Below are 18,311 nucleotides of genomic sequence, written 5' to 3'. Positions count from 1 at the left end.
GATGATCTCCCTGGTACGACTGAAAAATGGGTAGCCGCGCCGTGAGGTGAGCACGTCCGTCTGGACGCTCTCACCTCACGGCATTCGCTCGGACTTACGGCCGGCAGATGGCCGGGACGAACCCGTCACCGTCTCCGCCGCCGAGCCCTCGGCGAACAACTTCTGCAGCCACCAGGGCTACCGCGCCCGCAAAGCCGACAGCGGTACCCAGGTCGTGCCCGAAGGCCATCGCTTCCGCGAGGAAGAGCAGCATCGTCGCGAGTACCAGGACGACACCGATGATGCGAATGTTCATGGAAGATCACCTCCTCCCATTCAAACCAGTCCGTGGTGCGGATTTTTCGGCGAGACCATCGGCCACCCGTCAAAGCAACCGACTCGCCACCCCAAGTAATACATGAATCGCTCCGAGCCCGGCAATCGGAGCCAACCCAACTCTTAGCCGGATATCAGGATGAGCGGAAATTGGAACGTTCTGAGACGCCATGAAAAGGGCGGCCGGTTATTCATCGACAACCACATGTCACTTTCAGTGATAATCGAGCGAAATCCGGAGCAGGCACTCAGGCTCTCATCACGTTAGCAACCGGAAAGTAGCCCTCCAAATTCGAGTCAGGCCGAAAAATAGATAGCCTAAATTTGGATCAATCCTGATCCAATAACGTGGCGGCTCGCATAGTAAGACCGCATCAAAATGTCATGACCGTGACGACGGTTGCGAACGTTCTATATTCAGAGCCATGGCCGTCACCTCGTTACGAGGTTCGCGCGGGAAAACGATTGCCCCTGAAAGGGGAAAGCCCCCTGCGCTGACGAGACGCGGAGGCTTTCCTGATCCCCGAGCAAACTCAACCGCACCACGGATTGGATTTGAACGGGAGACTATGGAGTTCTATCAGCGCAGGTCAGAGACTCCTGCGGAGGTCGGGGTTACCTATTCCCACGGTACGTCCGGAAGGTGGCAGCCGCAACAGACTTCGCAACGATACTTCCGTTATGAACCCTCGACCGGGCATGTCATCGCAGGTGCTGCAGCCGGCCCCAGCGCTGTCCGCGGCCGCCGCCAGTCACCTGCGGATGCCGACGTCGACATCGCAGCGAGAGGCGATGCGGGTCGCGCGCCGCAGGCTCCCGGCATCGGTGTGGACCTCCGCACCATGCCAGCCGTCCCAGCACGCGCGGCATGCGGCCGGACCCAATCGCCGCGTGCCGCTCCCCGGTTCGGCCGGTTCCCCAGGTGACCGGGTCGGCTCGCACGCCTACTGAGTCCCGTCGTCGACCGGGAGCGACGGCTGATGCCGTCGCAGTGAACGGATCGTGAGCAGACAGGCTCGTGCGCTTCGACGCGGCTGGCTGACTCGCCAACCGAAGGAGTGAACTCGAGTCCGGTGTCCTCGCATTCCTCGATGACTGGGGGGCACGTCGCCAACGGTGGCACAACCACCACGTTGCGGGGCTGCGAGGCCAACGATCCGTGGCGGCGTTGTCCACCCCAGAGCCGATGTGCTCCGTCGAGTTCAGCCGCTGGTCTGGCTCCGATTCCCGCGACCGTGACAACGCTGTTTGAGAGATTGGAGAGCAGCAGGCTTGCGCGTAATTCCTGACCCACGGGCGACGGCCGCTCCACCAGCGCGGTCCGGAAGAGGTCCAGCGGACCGACGGTGATCACCCCATCGTCGATGACAACGATTCCGCTGGTTCCGCCTCCAAACTGAGGCTGGGAATCGCGCGCAACCAAATCCGTATGCGAACCTGTCACCCCGAGCGTCCCATCGTGGCCCGAAGGCCTGGCTCGTCGTTGTCCAGCCAGCGAACGGCACGGTGGGTTCCGCACGGCGATCCGTTCGTACTTCTCGATCCCGGACACCGACCGGCCGGACCGTCTGCCCGGCTCGGCGCCGGGGATGACCATCAGGTGCTCGTCGTGGCGGCGTATGCGGGCGGCTCGGCGGTTGCAATGGACCAGTGTGGCGAGCTGATCGGCATGTTCTGCGTCGCGCTCCAGCCGTAGGATCAGCTGAAGCCACTGCTGCGTGTGACTCTTGCCGCGATCGGAGAGGCTGACGAACATGTGCAGCGGCGGCAGCGGCGGCAGCGGCGAAGCGTACGACCGTTGCGCGGAGTCGCCGAACGGGGTACGGCCATGGTGTATGCCGAGATCCTGGTTCTCCGCGGCAGCAACCAAGCTTCGCCTGCCCGTTCGGCCTGTCCCTGCGATCCCGAGTGCGTACCGGTCTCCGAAAATGAAAGAGAGGGCGTCAAGCCACGCTGGCTTGGTCAGCGGATTCCGCTCTCGATACGAGGGATCCACCAGCCTGGCAATCGCCGATGCCATCCCACCACCGGTTGGATCGGGGCAGAAGTAGTGAGGGTGCCCTGCCCAGCATCCGCACGAGAGGCCGGCATCCTGCCGCCGCAGTGGCCGCGTCGGCCGAGAGCCCAGGCCGGCGCCGCGGAGAGCGGAATTCCTGACTATCCGTGCGGACGGTTGCCCTGGAGCAGGGCGCGGCGAGCAGCGGTCCGCCCAGGGCAGGCGATTCGGGCCCAAATCCTGCTCCAGCACGACCGCCGCAAGCGACAAGGCAGACGAGAGCACGAAGTCCATGCCCATGCTCATCAATGCCCGAGTGCCATCGGCTTCGCGCAACGCGACTTCATCTTCAAAAGCCTTCCGGAGCGTGCGGCTCGGAACGACCTCTGTGGACGGTCCGAAATGGACATGCGTCGACAGAACCGAAACCCAAGCGAGGAGCTGACCGATCGGCGCCGCAGGAGCCATCATTCCCACGAAGAGGAAGCCCCCCGTACCACCTGCGGATTTCATGGCAACCGCAGGCGCCGGCTGTGGAACCCATCCGAGGTGATTCCCGAAGATGCTCGCCACGGTTTCCCGCCCTCCTCAAGCACTGCACAGCAGGCCGCGAGCCATGCTGTTGATTGCTGGTGCGTCGCCGATACTCCGGGAGCGGCGGTACCACTCGCAACCTCTACCAGCCGGTATTCCAACCTGAATGGTGCTGAAACGATTTGCAACGCAGGCGATCCCTCCGGAAAAGCCCGCTCCTGGCAGAATCTGGGTCACCGGCACACCGCCCCCAGAACGCTACGCCGCCACACCACGAGGACCAAGCCACAAGGGAGCCCGAGAGCGCAACCTGGCGCCGGTTCATCGGCAAGCAAGGCCGACGGCGGCAAGGCGTGATCCACGCTGCATCACCGAGTCGCCACGGATACAGCTCGGGAAGAGCCGGTAGTAGCCGTGCAAACCTGGTCGCCATCCGCCACCCGAGAACCGGCACACCGCGCCGCGGCGCTCACGATCGTCGAGATGCTGACCCTCGCGGCGCTACGTACTCCCCGCGACCGCCGATGAGCAACCTTCGGCCATCACCCGAGCACCACCACCCCGGCGCCATCCGCCCGTTGGCGTGATCATGTCACCACGGTCGACAGGGGCGAGGAACGGCACACCGGAGCAAACGGAGACGAAACGGAGCCCAACCGCGATTAACGCCTAGGAGAAATTGCTGCCGAAGGACCAACATCCCTGCAGGTCGGCAACGATGTTGACGTGGTGGGCCGGGTCGGGCTCGAACCGACGGCCAAGGGATTATGAGTCCCCTGCTCTAACCAACTGAGCTACCGGCCCCAACGGTGCCCTGACACCTCCGCGGGAGCCGTCCCAGCCCGAACAGCGGGTTTGCGAACGCACAGAAGTCCCAGTTCGCTCCAAGTTATCACAGCGCTCACCTGCCACGATCGCCTAGGCCGATCAGCTGGTTTCCGGCGCCGGGCGAAGCCGGCTCGTCTAGGTTTCAGGGACCAGCGCCGGGCGGCACGCCGCCCGGGCCCATCGGGCAGGGAGGCGCTCGTGGCGAATCCGGTCGCCATCGGGCTCGGTGTCGTGGCCGTCCTCGGCGTAGTGGTGTTACTGAGGGCGAGCATCCGGATACTGCGGCGAGCCGGTCTCCGCGTCGACGCGATCCTCTCCGATGAGCTGGACGACCAGCCGCCGCCGAGGTAGTCGATTACCGGTCCTCTTTGGACGGTCAGCCGCCCGCCTTCGGCGTGGTCTGGGTGAACATCGCCCGCACCTGGAACGTGGTCGCCGTGTACGAACCCTGCACCGTGTTCAGCATGTACGCGTTGAACTGTCCCGGCGTGTTCGCCGAGACGACCACCACCGCCGGGACCGCGCCCAGCGCGTGCCGCACGGTGCACATCCCGGCTCCGTCGGTCACGCACGACGTCTCCGCGGCCTGCACGCTCGGTGACGGCGACGGGCCGACGGCGCCGGAAGTCCCGGCGAACACGGTGCCTCCGGCCGCGGCGACGGCCAGCCCCGCCACGGCGAGCGCGGCCTTTCCCTGGTCCTCATGTTCGTCCTCCCTCACTGGGGGCCGGACGGCCCGACAGCTTGGGTCGGCGGCCATGCCGCGATCGTTACGCCACGCCGAGCCGCCGCAGCGCAGGTCGCCACCGGTTCCCGCCGGTGGCCAGCCCCAGCACCACCAGGCCCGCGCAGTACTTGCTCACCGACTGCTCCCGGATCCGCAGTTTCGCCAGCGCCTCGGTGACGCTGTTGCGCTCGGCCGCCGACTTCACCTCCAGCAGCACCAGATCACCCCCGGCGGCGAGGCTCCGCGAACCCGAACGCCAGACCAGCGACGTGTCGCAGGTGATCCGCGCATCGGCGGCGACGAGGGTGGTCCGCCGGTAGTCGGTGATCAGCGCGGGAGTCAGCGGCCGGGGCGCCGGGCGGCCGTAAGCGGCGGTGAGGGCGTCGTCGAGGAACGCCAGCGCGGGCGCGGTCAGGCCGTGCGCCGCCTCGGCCGGGTGCGGACGGCGGACCTTGACCGTCTCGTCGCGCTTCCCGCTGACCTTGAGCTCGCAGTAGGTGTCGGCCGAGTCGGTGTAGGTCCGGGTGCGGATCTTGAACCGGCGCCGCCGGTCCTGCCGGTGCGCCCGGTAGATCGCGAGGTCCGGGGTGTCGAAATACGTCGACGAGTAGCCGAACACGCGTTGCCCGTCGATCTCGAGGCAGCGCAGCGAAAGAACTTCGGTGACGGCCAGGAAGTCGTTGAGCGGCAGGACGTACTTGCGGTCCGTCCGGCTCATCAGCCCGCTCGTGGCGACGACTTCGGCCAGCGACAGCGACGGAAGCCCTTTCGCCACCACCGCGACGGTGGCCGTTGCGCGTCCGCTCACCGCTGCCCCGCCGGGGCGCCGTGGACGACGACGGAGGCGTCCGGGCGGAACCGGACGCCGACGACGGTCACCTCACGAACATAGTCCACTTCGGACACACTGTGCCGCACGACCGTTCCGGCGAGCCGCGCCCGCAGTTCCATCAGCATCGTCTGTTCGTCGGGGTACACGGCGTCGAGCACGACCGTGCGCCGCTGCGGGCCGCGCGTGCGCGACGGGTGGTCCGCGACGTACATGACGGCGAGCAGCAGGACGTTGAAGACCGCGACGATCCGCCAGTCCGCGGACGGCAATCCGTTCACCAGCCCCAGCACCAGCGCGACGAAGTAGTACGCGACCTCCTGCTGACTGATCGAATCGGACCGCAGCCGGATGATCGACAGCACGCCGAACAGGCCGAGTCCGAGCGCGCTCGCGGTCGACACGGAGAGCAGCACGGCGACCGAAACGCAGACGCCGACGTTCAGCGCGAGATAAGCGCAGGCAAGATCACCGCGGTGGTGGCGACGGGCGTAGATGCCGTACGCGAGGATGACGGCGACGACGAGGTCGACAGCGAGATGAAGCAGTGTCGTGGTCATGAAAACCACTGTGGCGGAGGAAGAAGAGACCGCTGTGAGAGCCGGATGAGAACCGTCTCATCCGGACTCACCGAGCCGATATCCCATGCCTCGCACGGTTTCGATCCGCTCGGCGCCGATCTTCCCGCGCAGGTAACGGATGTAGACGTCCACCACGTTCGATCCGGGGTCGAAGTCGAAACCCCAGACCCCGCCGAGCAACTGTTCCCGGGACAGTACCTGGCCACGATTCCGCAGCAACGTCTCCAGCAGCGCGAACTCGCGGGCGGTGAGGTCCTTCTCCTCCCCCGCCACCGAAACCTTCCGCGTGCGCAGGTCGAGCGAGAGCTCCCCGGCGCGCAGCACCGCCGGCTCGGCTTCGGGATTTCCCCGTAGCCGCAGGCGGATCCGGGCCAGCAGTTCTTCGAAGGCGAACGGCTTGGCCAGATAGTCGTCGGCGCCGCCGGACAGCCCGGCCACGCGGTCGACGACGCTGTCCCGCGCGGTCAGGATGATCACCGGCACCGTCCGGCCCGCCGCCCGCAGGGCCCGCAGCAGATCCGAACCATCGAGGTCCGGGAGCCCGAGGTCGAGGACGACGAGGCCGTGCGTGCCGGTCAGCGCCTCGGTCAGCCCCTCGGAGCCGGTCTTGACCCAGCGGGTCGCGAAACCCTGCGCCCGCAGGCCCTTCTCCACGAACGCGCCGATCCGGGCGGAATCCTCCACCACGAGCACACTGGTCACCGGTCCGCACCTTCCGCGACGGGGATCTCCATGGTGAACCGCGCGCCTTCGCCGGGCACGGTGTCGAGCAGGACACGGCCACCGTGCGCTTCGGCGATCGCGGCGACGATCGCCAGGCCGAGCCCGGCGCCGTCGTCGCCGTTCGAGTTGCTGCCGCGTTTGAACCGTTCGAAGATCCGGCTTCTCGAATCCGGCGGGACCCCCTCGCCGGTGTCGCGGACCCAAAGGCGCGCCGTCGTCGCGGTCACCTCCGAACCGAGGGCGATCTCCTGGCCGGGAGAGGTGTGCCGGACGGCGTTGGAGACCAGTTGCAGCAACGCCTGCGCGAGCCGCTGGCCGTCCGCGCGGACCTTCACCTCGGCGACCGCATCGAGCCGCCAGACGCGGTCGGCCAGCGGACGGGATTTGGCGAGGGTCTCCACCGTGAGATCGGCGAGGTCGGTCTCACCGGGCGTGAGGAAGTCGGGGCCGCCGGACTTCGCGAGGACGAGCAGGTCGTCCACGATCCGTTGCATACGCCCGAGTTCGTCGAGGACCAGATGCCGCGTGGCGGCGTTCTCCTCGGGATCTTCACCCATCAGTTCGATATGGCCGCGGACGATGGTGATCGGCGTGCGCAGTTCGTGCCCGGCGTCGTCGATGAACTCGCGCTGCCCGGCGAAGGCGCTTTCGAGCCGGTCCAGCATCGTGTTGAAGGTGCGCCCGAGCGCGGCGACGTCGTCCGAGCCGCGGACCTCGATCCGGCGCGACAGATCGGTCTCGCCGATCTGCTCGGCGGCCAGCCGGACCTCCCGCACCGGTGCGAGGATGCGGCCGGTGACCAGCCAGCCGATCAGCCCGGCCAGCACGAGCGCGGCCCCGGACATCGCGGCCATCACGCCGACGACGTCGTTGATCTCGCCGGCGGCGTGGTCGACGAACTCGACGATCACCAGCGCGCCGCGGCCCGGCGTGCCCTCGATGGTCACCGGGACGACGCCGTACCGCGCGGATCCGACCGCGGTGGTGACCGTGCCGTACGCCGGGCTCGTCGCCCGGGACAGTTCCGCGACGAACTTCGGGTCGGTGTCGAGCCGGACCGGCGGCTCGATCGCGCTCCGCCTCGACGCGGCGCCGTCGCTGATCGAGAAGAACGTCTCGTACTTCTCGGGCAGGTTCCGTTCCAGGTGACGGCCGAGGACCGCCTCGACGGTGGCGGGCTGCCCTGCCGGACGGGCATCGGGCGACGCCAGGAAGGCCCTGAGCTTGCCGGTCTCGTGCGCGATCTCGTTGTCGAGGCGCTGGTCGAGCTGGTTGTGCAGGACGGTGCGGGTGGCCAGCAGCGATCCGGCGAGCGCGAGCAGCACGACCAGCAGGACCCACGCGAGGATCCGGGCGCGGGCGCTCATCGGCCCGGCTCAGTCGTCGAGGTCGAAGTCGAAATGGTCGTCACCGGCATGGTCATCGCCATCATCGAGGTCGTCGTCGTGTCCGGCCAGCCGGGGCGGGACGACAGCGGGCGGGGCACCCGCTTCACCCGGCCCGGTGACGGCCTGCCCTGCCGGGGCGACGACCGCCGGGCCGAGGTCGGGTGGCGAGGCCGCGGTGGCCGCGATGACGGCGAACGTGCCGGTGGCCGCCACCACGACGGCGGCGACCCCGGCCAGGACGATCATTCGGACTCGCATACCACCAGGCTGCCCGGCGCGGGTGAGTCACCGATGAGGGCTCGATGAGAACTTTCTCATCGGCGGGCTCACCGGTGCGCGTGCGGATACTCCGGCGAGCGGTGCTGGAAGGCCAGGATGTCGGGATTCCGGATCGTGCCTTCCCTGATCTCGATCGCCCGGTCGAGCGTCGGGTCGGCGGCCCACGCGGAGCGCCCCGCCAGCACCCGCTCCAGATGCGGCAGCAGGGCACCGCTGATCTCCCAGGTCGCCGAGTCCCAGAGGTAGGACGGGCTGTGGTCGACGGCGTAGTAGGTGACGCCGCGGACCTGGAAGGTCGGCTCCGTGAACGTCGTCGGCTTGGCCCAGCCGAAACCCATAGCCTCGTCACAGGAAACGTCGACGATGAGGCTCCCGTGCCGGAATGCGGCGAGGTCTTCCTCCACGAGGAACGTCAACGGCGCCTTAGGGTCCTGCAGTACACAGTTGACGACGACGTCGTGCCCGGCGAGGAACTCCGCCAGCGGCACGCGGCCGTCCTCCGTGATCGCGTGACTGCGGCGGAGGTCCGCCGGGCCCTTCAGATCGTGGTCGAGATGCACGATGTTCGCCGAGTGGATCGGCGACCCGACCGCGGTGACGCCGCGATGGGTGAGGACGTGCACGTCGTGGATCCCGTGCGCGTTCAACGCCGTCACCGAACCGCGCGCCGTCGCGCCGAAGCCGATCACGACCGCTCGGAGACGACGGCCGTAGTCGCCCGTCGAGCCGATCAGCTGAAGCGCGTGCAGCACCGAGCAATAGCCCGCCAATTCGTTGTTCTTGTGGAAGACGTGCAGGCCGAAAGAACCGTCACGGCGCCAATGGTTCATCGCTTCGAAGGCGATGAGGGTCAGCTTCCGGTCGATGGCCAGCTGCGTGAGCTTGTCGTCCTGGACGCAGTGCGGCCAGCCCCACAGGATCTGCCCCGGCCGTAGATCGGCCAGATCGTCGGCGAGGGGTTTGGCCAGGAGGATGACGTCGCAGTCCGCGATCAGTCGTTCACGGGAACGCGTCCCCCCGACCAGGGGCGCGAGGTCCTCGTCCGGAATGCCGAAGCGTTCACCGTAGCCGTTTTCGAGAAAAATCGACTTTCGGAGACCAGGGTCGATCCGCTCGAGATGTCGCGGATGGATCGGAAGCCGCCACTCGTTTTCTTTTCGCGAGTGACAAATTACGCCGAGAGTGAGTTGGTCCACTTGGGGCCCCTTAAATAGACCTTCAGTCTAAACGCAGGGGCGTGGCGTAGACTCAGGGTATCCGAGAGCATCTCGTGCGCAGGCGTTCGAGTCCGCGTCGTCCTCGGCCCCATCCGGCCGCTCGGCCCGGGACGGAGCACCGCCATGACGACGGTCTCGCACAGGAACACCGTTGCCCCTCCGAAACATGTCGCCCGCCTGCGCCTGAAGCCCAAAGCGTCCGCGACCGGTCACGTCGACGGCGCGTGGTGGCCCGCCTCCCGTGACCTCGCCGCGGAACTGCCGTTCCTGCTGGTGGTACTGGCCGCCCAGCTGGAACACGTCGAGCGGGTGACCTACAACCTCACGGCCTGGCCGTCCACTCCCCGGCGGCTCGTCGTCGAGAGCGGAAAGGTCCGGCTCGAAGGGTTCCGCTCGCAACACCCCGGCACCGTGACGGTGATCGGCACCGCGGGCAGGCGGCGGCTGACCCTGCTGGTCGTCCCGCCGGAGACCGAGCCGGACCTCGCGCACCGCCTGCTGATGACCGCGGCGCACCGGGACAGCATCGACGAAATCGAGACGCTGCTCACCGGCCCCATGGCGTAAAGTCCCCGTGAATCCAAGGGGGAATCAGTGCGTCTTCGTTCCGTGTCCTGTGCTGTCTTGATCTTGTTCGTCGCCGGATGCGGAAGCACGCAGAAAACCGGCCATGTCTCTGTGCCGAGCACCGCGGCGTCGAGTCCGGCGACCACGGCGGCTCCCACCGGGACCGAGCAGGCCATCCCGCGCACCCGGATTTCGCTACCGGTTCCGGAGGGCATGCACGTGGAGCCGAGTCTGCCCGGCCTCGGCCGGTCGAACTCCGGGACCTCCATCGTGGTCGTGGAGCAGCCCACGAGCGGCAAACCGGCCCGCGAAGCGATGACCGAGATAGCGGCCGGCTTCACCAGCGAACAGGCCCGGCAGTAGGGGCTCGATCTGGAGAAACCGGTCGAGACCACGATCGCCGGGTTCCCGGCCTACCTGACCAGCGGTGTCCAGCGGGCCTCGATGGGCACCTTCGCCAAGGTCGACGCGCTCCTCGCCGCCGGGGACGTGCTGGTGATCATCACCGGCACCCTCGAACCGGGAGATCCGCTGACCGTCGACGACTTCAAGAAGGCCATCACCGGCGCCCGCTGGAGCACCGAAACCGCGCCGGGAAGCATCGGCTTCGACCTGACCCCCGCGGCGGGCTACCAGCGGAAGGAATCCACCGCGAGCCTCAGCTTCACCCGTGGCGCGCAAGGCGGCCCCAAACTCATCGCCTCACCGTCGATGGGCGATCCGCGACTGCCCGAGGACAAGCGTGGCTACGCGGTCGACAGGTTCGGGAAGATGCCGTCGGCGCCGTCCGCCGACACGGTGACCGAGGTGACGATCGCGGGGATGCCCGGTTTCGAGATCGTCGGCCACGACAGCAAGGGCAAGACCACCTACGCCGTCATGACGTTCACCGAAACCGGGTACATCCTCGTCGGCGGCGATTTCGACCCGGCCAAGGACGGCGACCAGCTTCCCGCCTTCAAGCAGATGACGCGGTCGCTGGTACTCAAGTAGTGAGGAGTAAGGCAAAGGTAGCGTTGTGCAGACTCTGTGATGAAGACACTTTTCGCTGATTCAAGGGGAGACGGAAGGTCTTCGTGCCGGGGTTCCGGATCGACCACGGGAGCCGTGCCTTGAGTGTCCACAAGGGACACTTTTGTGCGGCAAAATGCCAGATTGGTGCTCGTATGCACGGTTTGGCGCGGGCGTCGTGAGTGGCAATGAGGGTTATCAAGGAGAAAGTCAAACGCGTCGTGTTCGCAAGAAGGACTGGTGGTGGGCTGAAGGCTCCCTTCGCCTTGTCTGATGCGATGAAAGGAGCCTTCAGTTCCGGTCGGACAGGGGGTCGTGAGTGGCGTTTCGGGTTCTAACCCGAAACGCCACTCACGACCACCAAACGGGTCATATGGCCTCAAAGTAGACATTTCGTCGCCGGAAAGCATCCCTTGTGGACACTCAGAGCGCAGCTGACTCCTGCCGGCCAGTCCGGAACCATGCCGCGAAGGCCGCCTCTCTGCTGTTGCCCCAGCGAAGGGGTGCTCCACCGCAGAGGCCCGATCACGCCACATTTGACTTACCCCTCAATAGAACGCTCATTGCCACTCACGACCCCGCGCAAAGTCACTCAAAGTATCCAAAATGGATACCGGCGCCTGGTTTGGTGTACCTTATGGACGGTCAGGAGCGCCCCGGGCCTCTTGGCGAGCCTACTCTCGCCGCTGACTAGATCATGTCGCTTTTGCCTTACCCCTCAGTAGTCACTTGAACGCCGCCGCGTTCCGCGCCGCCCAGTCGGCGAAGGTACGCCCCGGTCGTCCGAGCACCTTCTCGACGTCGGGGCTGACCCGCCGCTCCTCCTCCGTCGGCCTGCCGAGGATCGAAAGCGTGGCCTCCACGACCACCGGCGGCATGAACTCCGACATCGCGGCGCGGGCCTCGTCTTCGCCCAGTTCGGCGAATCGCAGCGGTTCGCCGAGCGCGTCGCCGAGATCCGCCGCCTGCCGCCGGGGCGAGATCGGTTCGGGTCCGGTGAGCACGTAGGTCCGGCTGTGGTGTCCGGGTTCCCGCAGCACGGCCGCCGCGACGTCGGCGATGTCCGCCGGGTCGATGACGGGCAGCGCGACGTCGCCGAACGGCGCGGCGACGACGCGATCGGCCCGGATCGCCGGTGCCCACTGGAAGGCGTTCGACGCGAAGCCTCCCGGCTGCAGCACCGTCCACTTCGGACTCGCCGTCTTGACCGCCTCCTCGAACGCGGGCGCGTGCCGCCCGGTCGCGACCCCTTGGGAGGACAGGAGCACGATCTCGGCTTCACCGGCGGCAGCGACGACCTCGGCGACGTCACCGCCCGCCGCCAGGAATTCTCCCGACGTCAGAAGGAAAACCCGGTCCGCTCCGGCGAAGATCTCCTTCAGTCCTTCGGTACGGGCGAGATCGGCCCGCACGGTCCGCACACCCTCCGGCACGTCCGACGGCGAGATCCGGCGCGACACCGCCGTCACTTCTTCTCCTGCGGCGACAAGGTTTTCCACCAGCAGCCGTCCTACGTTCCCGGTCGCTCCGGTCACCACGATCATGGTCACTCCTCGGTTCGCGTTTCGTTGACGCGACCGAAGCTACCTTCCCGGTGATAGTAGGTACCTAGAGGAAAGTAATGGGAGAACCGCCCTTTCGTGAGCGCGATCACAACTTCGAAGACGCGAACGGCCGCTTAGGGTCGGGCACATGCCCGAAACTGCTCTCGGCCCGCTGCGCGTCCTCGACTTCTCGCGGGTGCTCGCCGGCCCGTTCGCCACCATGCTGCTGGCCGACCTCGGCGCGACGGTGATCAAGGTCGAGCGGCCGGGCACCGGCGACGACACCCGCAGCTGGGGACCGCCCTACGACGCCGCCGGTCAGGCGACGTACTTCCAGTCGGTGAACCGGAACAAGACGAGCGTGGCGCTGGACCTCGGCGACCCCGACGATCTCGCCCAGGCCCGCGCGCTCGCGCTGGATGCCGACGTCGTGGTCGAGAACTTCCGGCCCGGCGTGATGGATCGGCTCGGGCTCGGCCCGGAGGTCCTGCTGGCGGCGAATCCCGGCCTCGTCCTTTGCTCCATCACGGGTTTCGGCTCCGGCGGCGGCGCCGCGCTGCCCGGTTACGATCTGCTCATCCAGGCCGTCGGCGGGCTGATGAGCATCACCGGCGACCCGGCGGGCGAGCCGCAGAAGGTCGGCGTCGCACTCGTCGACGTCCTGGCCGGGCTGTTCGCGAGTGTCGGCATCCTCGCCGCCCTGCGCCATCGCGACCGGACCGGGCAGGGGCAGCGGGTCGAGATCAACCTGCTGTCCAGCCTGCTCGCGGCGCTGGTCAACCAGGGCAGCGCCTACACCTCCGGCGGGACGGTCCCGGCGCGGATGGGCAACCGGCATCCCAGCATCGCGCCCTACGAACTCGTCCCCTGCGCCGATCACGAACTCGCGCTCGCCGTCGGCAACGACCGGCAGTTCGCGGCGTTGTGCGAGGTCATCGGCCTGCCGGAGCTCGCGGGCGACACCCGGTTCGCGACCAATCCGGCGCGGGTCGAGCACCGGGCCGAACTCCGCGCGCTGCTCGAAACGCATCTCGGCAAGCGTCCGGCGGCCGAGTGGGCGGCGGAGTTGAGCGCGGCCGGGGTGCCCGCCGGGGAGGTCAACGACATCGCGGGCGCGTTCGCGCTGGCCGAACGGCTCGGCCTGAGCCCGACGGTCGATCTCCCCCGGCCCGACGGCACGTCGGTGCGGCTGACCCGCAACCCGATCGGGTTGTCGGCGACGCCGCCGCGCTACGAGACCGCACCGCCGGACGACCCCGGGCAACTCACCCTTCCGTTGCCCGGCTGGATCTGACGGCGAGCCGTCAGCGGACTGTCAGAACTTCGTCAACACCGCCCGCGAAGCTCCGGCCATGACGAACAGGACAGTTCTCATCTCCGGCGCCAGCATCGCCGGTCCAGCCCTCGCCTTCTGGCTCTCCCGCCAGGGTTACGCGGTCACCGCCGTCGAGCGGTCGCCGGAACTCCGCGGCGGCGGCCAGGCGGTCGACTTCAAGGGCGCCACCCACCGCTTCGTGCTGGAGCGGATGGGCATCCTCGACGAGATTCGCGAGCATCAGACCGGTGGGCTCGACCAGACCATCGTCGACGCCGAGGGACGGCCGCTCGCCGTCCTGCCCGGCGAGTTCACCGGCGGCGACGTCGAGATCGGCCGCGGCGACCTGGCCCGGATCCTCCACGCACGGTCCGAGCGGGACTGCGAGTACGTCTTCGGCGATTCGATCGCTTCGGCGCCGACGGCATCCACTCCACCGTGCGGCGGCTGGCGTTCGGCCCGGAAGCCGACTACGTGGAACACCTCGGCCACTACTACGCCCTGGTCGAGACCGGCGAGACCGACGGCGGCCCGGCGGTGATGTACAACGAGCCCGGCCGCATGGCGGCCACCGGCGGGCCCAAGGCCAGCGCGTTCTTCGTGTTCGCCTCCCCCGAGCTCCGCTACGACCGGTACGACATCGGACAGCAGAAGGAGATCCTGGCCACCGCGTTCGCAGGCGGCGGCTGGCGGCTGCCCGAACTGCTGGAGATGGTGAAGCGCTCGGACGACGTCTACCTGGACTCGATCGCCCGGGTCGCGATGGACGGCTACTCCACCGGACGCGTCGCACTCCTCGGTGACGCGGCCTACGGCAACACACTGGGTGGCTTCGGCAACGGGCTCGCGATCGTGGCCGCGTACGTCATCGCCGGCGAGCTCGCCGCGGCGGACGGCGACCACGAGCTCGCCTTCCGCCGCTACGACGAGAAGTTCCGCGGCTACGCCAAGGTGGCCCGCACCGCGAACGCCAGCCCGTTCCTCGCGCCGCCGACGAACCTGCGGATCAAGCTGCGCAACCAGATGTTCCGGCGGCGGCTTCTGCTGCGCTCGATGCTGTGGGTGACCGACAAGCTGGCCACCGACATCACCCTCGACGAGTACCCCGCGCTCGCCCGTCAGAGCTGATTCAGAGCGGCGGCGCGGCACCATGGCCGCGCTCGTCCCCGGCTCCGTGCTCGGCGACCTGGAGCAGCAGTCCCGCCGCCACCCGCACGATCTCCCGTTCGGCTGGGGTCAGCGCTTCGCCGAGCGCCTGGGCCAGCCAGCGGTTGCCGTCCCGCACATGCTCTCGCAGGGCCTCTCGGCCGGCCTCGGTGATCACGATCCGCTGAGCCCGCCGGTCGCGCTCGTCGGGGCGCCGGGCCACGCGGCCTTCAGCCTCGAGCGCGTTCAGCACCCTGGTCAGCGACTGCGGCTGCAATCCCTCGATCGCGGCGAGCGCGCTGACGGTCAGCGGCCCGCTGTGCCGCAGGTTCGCCAGCACCGACGCGGCCAGCCTGCTCAGGCTCCGGTCTTCGCCGGGTTGCTCGGCCCGGAGACGGGACGACAACCGCGAAACGGCCCAGCGCACCGATTCGGCGGTCTGCGTGGCTGCACTCACGATACAACGCTAGCACTTGCCTTTTTTGCAGGAAACCCAGGTCCGATACGGGGATAAGCAAGCGTACGCTTTCTATATGCCTCCGAGTCCGTGGCGAGTGTTCTGGGGACTACTGGAACACGATCTGCTCATCACCCGGAAGCAGCTCGGCGGGGTGCTGGCGCAGGTGCTCATGCAACCCCTGCTGATGCTGCTGGTGTTCGGGAAGGTCCTCGGCGCGCTCGGCTACACCCCGCCCGGCTACGCGCGGTTGCTCCTGCCCGGCCTCGTCGCGCTGAACGCCTTCTTCGCCGCCGCCCAGAACGCGTCCTTCCCGCTCGCCATGGAATTCGCCACCCGCACCATCGAGAACAGGCTGCGGGCGCCCGTGTCGCTCGCCTGGATCGTCGTCGAGCGGATCTTCGCGGCGGCGTCGCGAGGACTGGTCACGGCCGTTCTCATGGTCCCGGTCGGCGCGCTTGTGCTCGGTGAGCTGTCCTGGCGGGCGGCCGGGCTCCCGGCTGCGCTGGGGTACACCGTGCTCGGCGCGCTGGCGGGCGGCGCGGCCGGGGTGACGATCGGCTCACTCGTCTCCCCCGCCCGGATCGGGATCACCTTCTCGCTCGTGATGCCGCCGCTGCTGTTCACCGGTTCCGCCCAGTTCCCCTTCCCCGAACTCGCCGCGGTCCCCTGGTTCCGGGCGTTGTGCGCGCTGAACCCGATGACCTACGTCAGCGAAGGCCTGCGTGGCGCGCTGACGCCGCAGATCGCTCACCTGCCCGCGTGGCCGTGCGCGCTCGCGCTGGCCTTGGCGCTGATCGTGCTCACCCCCGCGGGTCTCTGGGCGTTCCGCCGCCGGGCGATCACCTGACTTCGGCGTGCGCCATCCGCGGCGCCGTGGTCGGCTGGGTTTCCCGCGTGACGTTTCCGGGAAAGCAGTGTCTTACATGGTGATGTGAAGGGAGCTTCGGCATGACGGCGCTGCACAGGTGCGCTCGATGACGACTTCGGAGAGAACCGAACCGCTCGCGGCCGGCGAAACCGTGCTGGACGACGCGACGCTGGTGGCGCGCGCCCGCGACGGCGAGATCCGCGCGTACGAGCAGCTCGTCCTGCGGTTCCAGGGGCCGATGTACCGGCTGGCGCTGCGGATGCTGGGGAACAAAGGCGACGCCGAGGACGTCGTCCAGGAGGTGTTCCTCGTCGCCTGGCGGCGGCTCGATCAGCTGCAGGAGGACGCGGCGTTCGTCGGCTGGCTCTACCGGATGACGACCAACCGGTGCCTGAACGTGATCCGCGCCAGGAAGCCGGTGGCCGACGTCGAACTGGACCAGCAGGAGTCCGCCGGTTCGGCGGGGCGGCCGGATCGCGCGGCCGAGACGAGCGCGCAGATGACGGCGCTGACCGGGGCGTTGGACCAGCTGACCGCCGAGCAACGGGCCTGCTGGCTGTTGCGCGAGGTCCACGGGCGCTCCTACGAGGAGATCGCGAAGGCGATCGGGGCGACCACCACCGCGGTGCGCGGACGCATCGCGCGAGCACGAGCACAGTTGGCGGAGGTGATGGCGCCATGGCGATGAACCACGCGACCCGGGACTACCTGCTGCCGTGCGGCCGTGATGTGGAACAGATCTGGGACCGGCTCGACGAGGTCGACGCCGGCCGGGCGGACACGCACGAACTCGACTGCCCGCACTGCCGGGCGACCCGCGAGAGCCTCCGGGTGCTGCGCGGGCTGACCAGGGAACTGGCCGAAGACGACGCCGAGCCCTCGCCGGATCTCACCAGCCGGATCATGTCCGCGATCCGCACCGAGGTGCGGCGCCGGGACCTGGTGCCGCTGGCCAGCCCGGAACCGGGCGACGTGCAGGTGAGCGATCAGGCGGTCGCGGCGGTGCTGCGGTTCGCCGCGGACTCCGTGGACGGTGTCCGCGCGCGGCGTTGCCGGGTCCACCGGTCGGGCGAAGACACCGACGCGCTGGCCGTGGACGTGGAGCTGAGCCTGGCGATCGCGCATGATTTCGACGGTGACTCGCTGGACCTCGTCCGCGAGCGGGTCACGGCGGCGGCCGGCGCCAGGGTGGGTCTCCGGCTGGCCCGGCTCGATCTGGTGGTGGAGGACATCTATGACGCGTGAGCAGGCCCCGGCCAGACCATCGGTCGAGACGGTGATCTCCCCTCCGGTGATCGCGGCCGTCGCCGCGCACGCCGCGGCCCGGGTCCCCGGCGTGGTCCGCCTGGAACCCGGATTGCGCGGGCTGGCCGGCTCGCTGACCCGGATCGCGCGGCAGCGGATCAAAGGCCTCGAACCGGCGCCGACGGAAGGCGTCCGCGCGTTCGTCGAGCACGATCCGCCGGACGTCCGGGTGGAGATCGACCTCTCCCTCTCCGGGCTGGACCAGGCCGCGGCGACAGCGCAGGCGGTACAGCGTGCCGTCGGCAAGGCGGTCACCGAGGCGACCGGGCTCACCCCGTCGGCCGTCTCGGTGTCCATTTTGGACATCGAAATCCGTGGAGGACTGTTGTGACCGCACGTTCCGAATTGACCGCGTCGCTGCTGAGCACGCTCCGCGAGGTGCCGGGGCTCCGCGCGGCGACACCGTCCACCACGGCCGCCGCCTCGGCGGTGCCGTGGGACCTCGACGTGATGGCCGTCGACATCTCCGAGAACGTCGTCGAGATCCGCGTGGTCGCGCTGGAGGTGCCGATCCCGCCGCTCACGGAGGTCGCCGGGGCCGCCCTGCGCACGGTGCTCACCGGAACCCCGTGGGAGAACGCGAGCCTGCGGATCGTCGTGACCGACGTGGACGCCGCCGCACTCGTTCCCTGACACGCAGATCGCGGTGGCCACGCCCGAGAGCGTGGCCACCGCGAT

At 68.3% G+C, this 18,311-nt stretch carries 22 protein-coding genes, 1 tRNA gene and 1 pseudogene; 13 read left to right on the top strand and 11 right to left on the bottom strand.

What is annotated here, in order from left to right; genetic code table 11:
* Positions 1–94: 94 nt before the first annotated feature.
* Positions 95–295: a hypothetical protein gene (locus AC069I_RS21625; RefSeq protein WP_478227416.1), complete on the bottom strand. Its 201-nt coding sequence runs from the start codon at positions 293–295 to the stop codon at positions 95–97.
* Between the two features lie 701 nt (positions 296–996).
* On the opposite strand from AC069I_RS21625, the gene AC069I_RS21620 reads away from it, so the two are divergent.
* Positions 997–1,266, top strand: coding sequence for a hypothetical protein (locus tag AC069I_RS21620; protein WP_478227417.1), 270 nt, complete (start codon positions 997–999; stop codon positions 1,264–1,266).
* A gap of 508 nt (positions 1,267–1,774) precedes the next feature.
* Entirely contained in the window at positions 1,775–2,011 is a 237-nt protein-coding gene (locus AC069I_RS21615; RefSeq protein WP_478266268.1) for a hypothetical protein, read from the top strand.
* A gap of 1,561 nt (positions 2,012–3,572) precedes the next feature.
* Here AC069I_RS21615 and AC069I_RS21610 read toward each other — a convergent pair.
* Positions 3,573–3,649: transfer RNA gene (locus AC069I_RS21610), tRNA-Ile, on the bottom strand.
* A 222-nt stretch (positions 3,650–3,871) separates the two neighbouring features.
* Between AC069I_RS21610 and AC069I_RS21605 the strand changes: the two genes are divergently transcribed.
* Positions 3,872–4,024, top strand: a complete 153-nt coding sequence (locus AC069I_RS21605) for a hypothetical protein (RefSeq protein WP_478227418.1) — start codon at positions 3,872–3,874, stop codon at positions 4,022–4,024.
* A 25-nt stretch (positions 4,025–4,049) separates the two neighbouring features.
* Here the strand turns inward: AC069I_RS21605 and AC069I_RS21600 are convergent, their stop codons facing one another.
* From AC069I_RS21600 to AC069I_RS21570, 7 genes are all read right to left on the bottom strand, one after another.
* Complete coding sequence (locus AC069I_RS21600) at positions 4,050–4,433, bottom strand: hypothetical protein (protein ID WP_478227419.1); 384 nt, start codon at positions 4,431–4,433, stop codon at positions 4,050–4,052.
* 10 nt (positions 4,434–4,443) lie between these two features.
* Positions 4,444–5,208, bottom strand: a complete 765-nt coding sequence (locus tag AC069I_RS21595) for a polyphosphate polymerase domain-containing protein (RefSeq protein WP_478266267.1) — start codon at positions 5,206–5,208, stop codon at positions 4,444–4,446.
* Positions 5,205–5,789: a DUF4956 domain-containing protein gene (locus AC069I_RS21590; protein WP_478227421.1), complete on the bottom strand. Its 585-nt coding sequence runs from the start codon at positions 5,787–5,789 to the stop codon at positions 5,205–5,207. Before AC069I_RS21590 ends, AC069I_RS21595 begins: the two co-directional genes overlap by 4 nt.
* 57 nt (positions 5,790–5,846) lie before the next feature.
* On the bottom strand, positions 5,847–6,512 hold the full coding sequence (locus AC069I_RS21585; RefSeq protein WP_478266266.1) for a response regulator transcription factor: 666 nt from the start codon (positions 6,510–6,512) through the stop codon (positions 5,847–5,849).
* Entirely contained in the window at positions 6,509–7,900 is a 1,392-nt protein-coding gene (locus AC069I_RS21580) for a sensor histidine kinase (protein WP_478227422.1), read from the bottom strand. The genes AC069I_RS21585 and AC069I_RS21580 overlap by 4 nt, the downstream gene beginning before the upstream one ends.
* A 9-nt stretch (positions 7,901–7,909) precedes the next feature.
* Positions 7,910–8,179: a hypothetical protein gene (locus AC069I_RS21575; RefSeq protein WP_478227423.1), complete on the bottom strand. Its 270-nt coding sequence runs from the start codon at positions 8,177–8,179 to the stop codon at positions 7,910–7,912.
* Between the two features lie 68 nt (positions 8,180–8,247).
* Positions 8,248–9,396: a N(5)-(carboxyethyl)ornithine synthase gene (locus tag AC069I_RS21570; protein WP_478227424.1), complete on the bottom strand. Its 1,149-nt coding sequence runs from the start codon at positions 9,394–9,396 to the stop codon at positions 8,248–8,250.
* A gap of 144 nt (positions 9,397–9,540) precedes the next feature.
* Between AC069I_RS21570 and AC069I_RS21565 the strand changes: the two genes are divergently transcribed.
* The 3 genes from AC069I_RS21565 (at position 9,541) to AC069I_RS21555 (ending at position 10,977) form a co-directional block, all read left to right on the top strand.
* Complete coding sequence (locus AC069I_RS21565) at positions 9,541–9,984, top strand: DUF5994 family protein (RefSeq protein ID WP_478266265.1); 444 nt, start codon at positions 9,541–9,543, stop codon at positions 9,982–9,984.
* 57 nt (positions 9,985–10,041) lie between these two features.
* Complete coding sequence (locus AC069I_RS21560) at positions 10,042–10,347, top strand: hypothetical protein (RefSeq protein WP_478266264.1); 306 nt, start codon at positions 10,042–10,044, stop codon at positions 10,345–10,347.
* A gap of 81 nt (positions 10,348–10,428) precedes the next feature.
* Positions 10,429–10,977 (top strand): hypothetical protein, encoded by a 549-nt coding sequence (locus tag AC069I_RS21555; RefSeq protein WP_478266263.1) that lies wholly within the window; start codon positions 10,429–10,431, stop codon positions 10,975–10,977.
* Between the two features lie 743 nt (positions 10,978–11,720).
* Here AC069I_RS21555 and AC069I_RS21550 read toward each other — a convergent pair.
* Positions 11,721–12,539, bottom strand: a complete 819-nt coding sequence (locus AC069I_RS21550; protein WP_478266262.1) for an NAD(P)H-binding protein — start codon at positions 12,537–12,539, stop codon at positions 11,721–11,723.
* Between the two features lie 148 nt (positions 12,540–12,687).
* Between AC069I_RS21550 and AC069I_RS21545 the strand changes: the two genes are divergently transcribed.
* Together AC069I_RS21545 and AC069I_RS21540 are read left to right on the top strand one after the other, a co-directional pair.
* Complete coding sequence (locus tag AC069I_RS21545) at positions 12,688–13,833, top strand: CaiB/BaiF CoA transferase family protein (RefSeq protein ID WP_478266261.1); 1,146 nt, start codon at positions 12,688–12,690, stop codon at positions 13,831–13,833.
* Between the two features lie 58 nt (positions 13,834–13,891).
* Positions 13,892–14,982: pseudogene (locus AC069I_RS21540) on the top strand (Rossmann-fold NAD(P)-binding domain-containing protein).
* 1 nt (position 14,983) lies between these two features.
* Here the strand turns inward: AC069I_RS21540 and AC069I_RS21535 are convergent.
* The gene (locus tag AC069I_RS21535; RefSeq protein WP_478227429.1) at positions 14,984–15,457 is read right to left on the bottom strand and encodes a MarR family winged helix-turn-helix transcriptional regulator; all 474 of its coding nucleotides are present in this window, start codon (positions 15,455–15,457) and stop codon (positions 14,984–14,986) included.
* Between the two features lie 76 nt (positions 15,458–15,533).
* Here AC069I_RS21535 and AC069I_RS21530 point away from each other — a divergent pair, with 76 nt between their 5' ends.
* The 5 genes from AC069I_RS21530 (at position 15,534) to AC069I_RS21510 (ending at position 18,266) form a co-directional block, all read left to right on the top strand.
* Positions 15,534–16,307 (top strand): ABC transporter permease, encoded by a 774-nt coding sequence (locus AC069I_RS21530; RefSeq protein ID WP_478227430.1) that lies wholly within the window; start codon positions 15,534–15,536, stop codon positions 16,305–16,307.
* 127 nt (positions 16,308–16,434) lie between these two features.
* Entirely contained in the window at positions 16,435–17,016 is a 582-nt protein-coding gene (locus AC069I_RS21525) for an RNA polymerase sigma factor (RefSeq protein ID WP_340684068.1), read from the top strand.
* Positions 17,007–17,573 carry an Asp23/Gls24 family envelope stress response protein gene (locus tag AC069I_RS21520; protein WP_478227431.1) on the top strand — a complete coding sequence of 189 codons (567 nt, stop codon included), beginning with the start codon at positions 17,007–17,009 and terminating at the stop codon, positions 17,571–17,573. The genes AC069I_RS21525 and AC069I_RS21520 overlap by 10 nt, the downstream gene beginning before the upstream one ends.
* On the top strand, positions 17,563–17,964 hold the full coding sequence (locus AC069I_RS21515; RefSeq protein WP_478227432.1) for an Asp23/Gls24 family envelope stress response protein: 402 nt from the start codon (positions 17,563–17,565) through the stop codon (positions 17,962–17,964). Before AC069I_RS21520 ends, AC069I_RS21515 begins: the two co-directional genes overlap by 11 nt.
* A complete protein-coding gene (locus tag AC069I_RS21510; protein WP_340684071.1) occupies positions 17,961–18,266 on the top strand; it encodes a hypothetical protein in 306 nt (101 codons plus the stop codon). Before AC069I_RS21515 ends, AC069I_RS21510 begins: the two co-directional genes overlap by 4 nt.
* Positions 18,267–18,311: the final 45 nt, after the last annotated feature.

Source organism: Amycolatopsis sp. NPDC043885, assembly GCF_056435685.1.
This window is presented reverse-complemented; position numbering and strand designations above follow the sequence as displayed.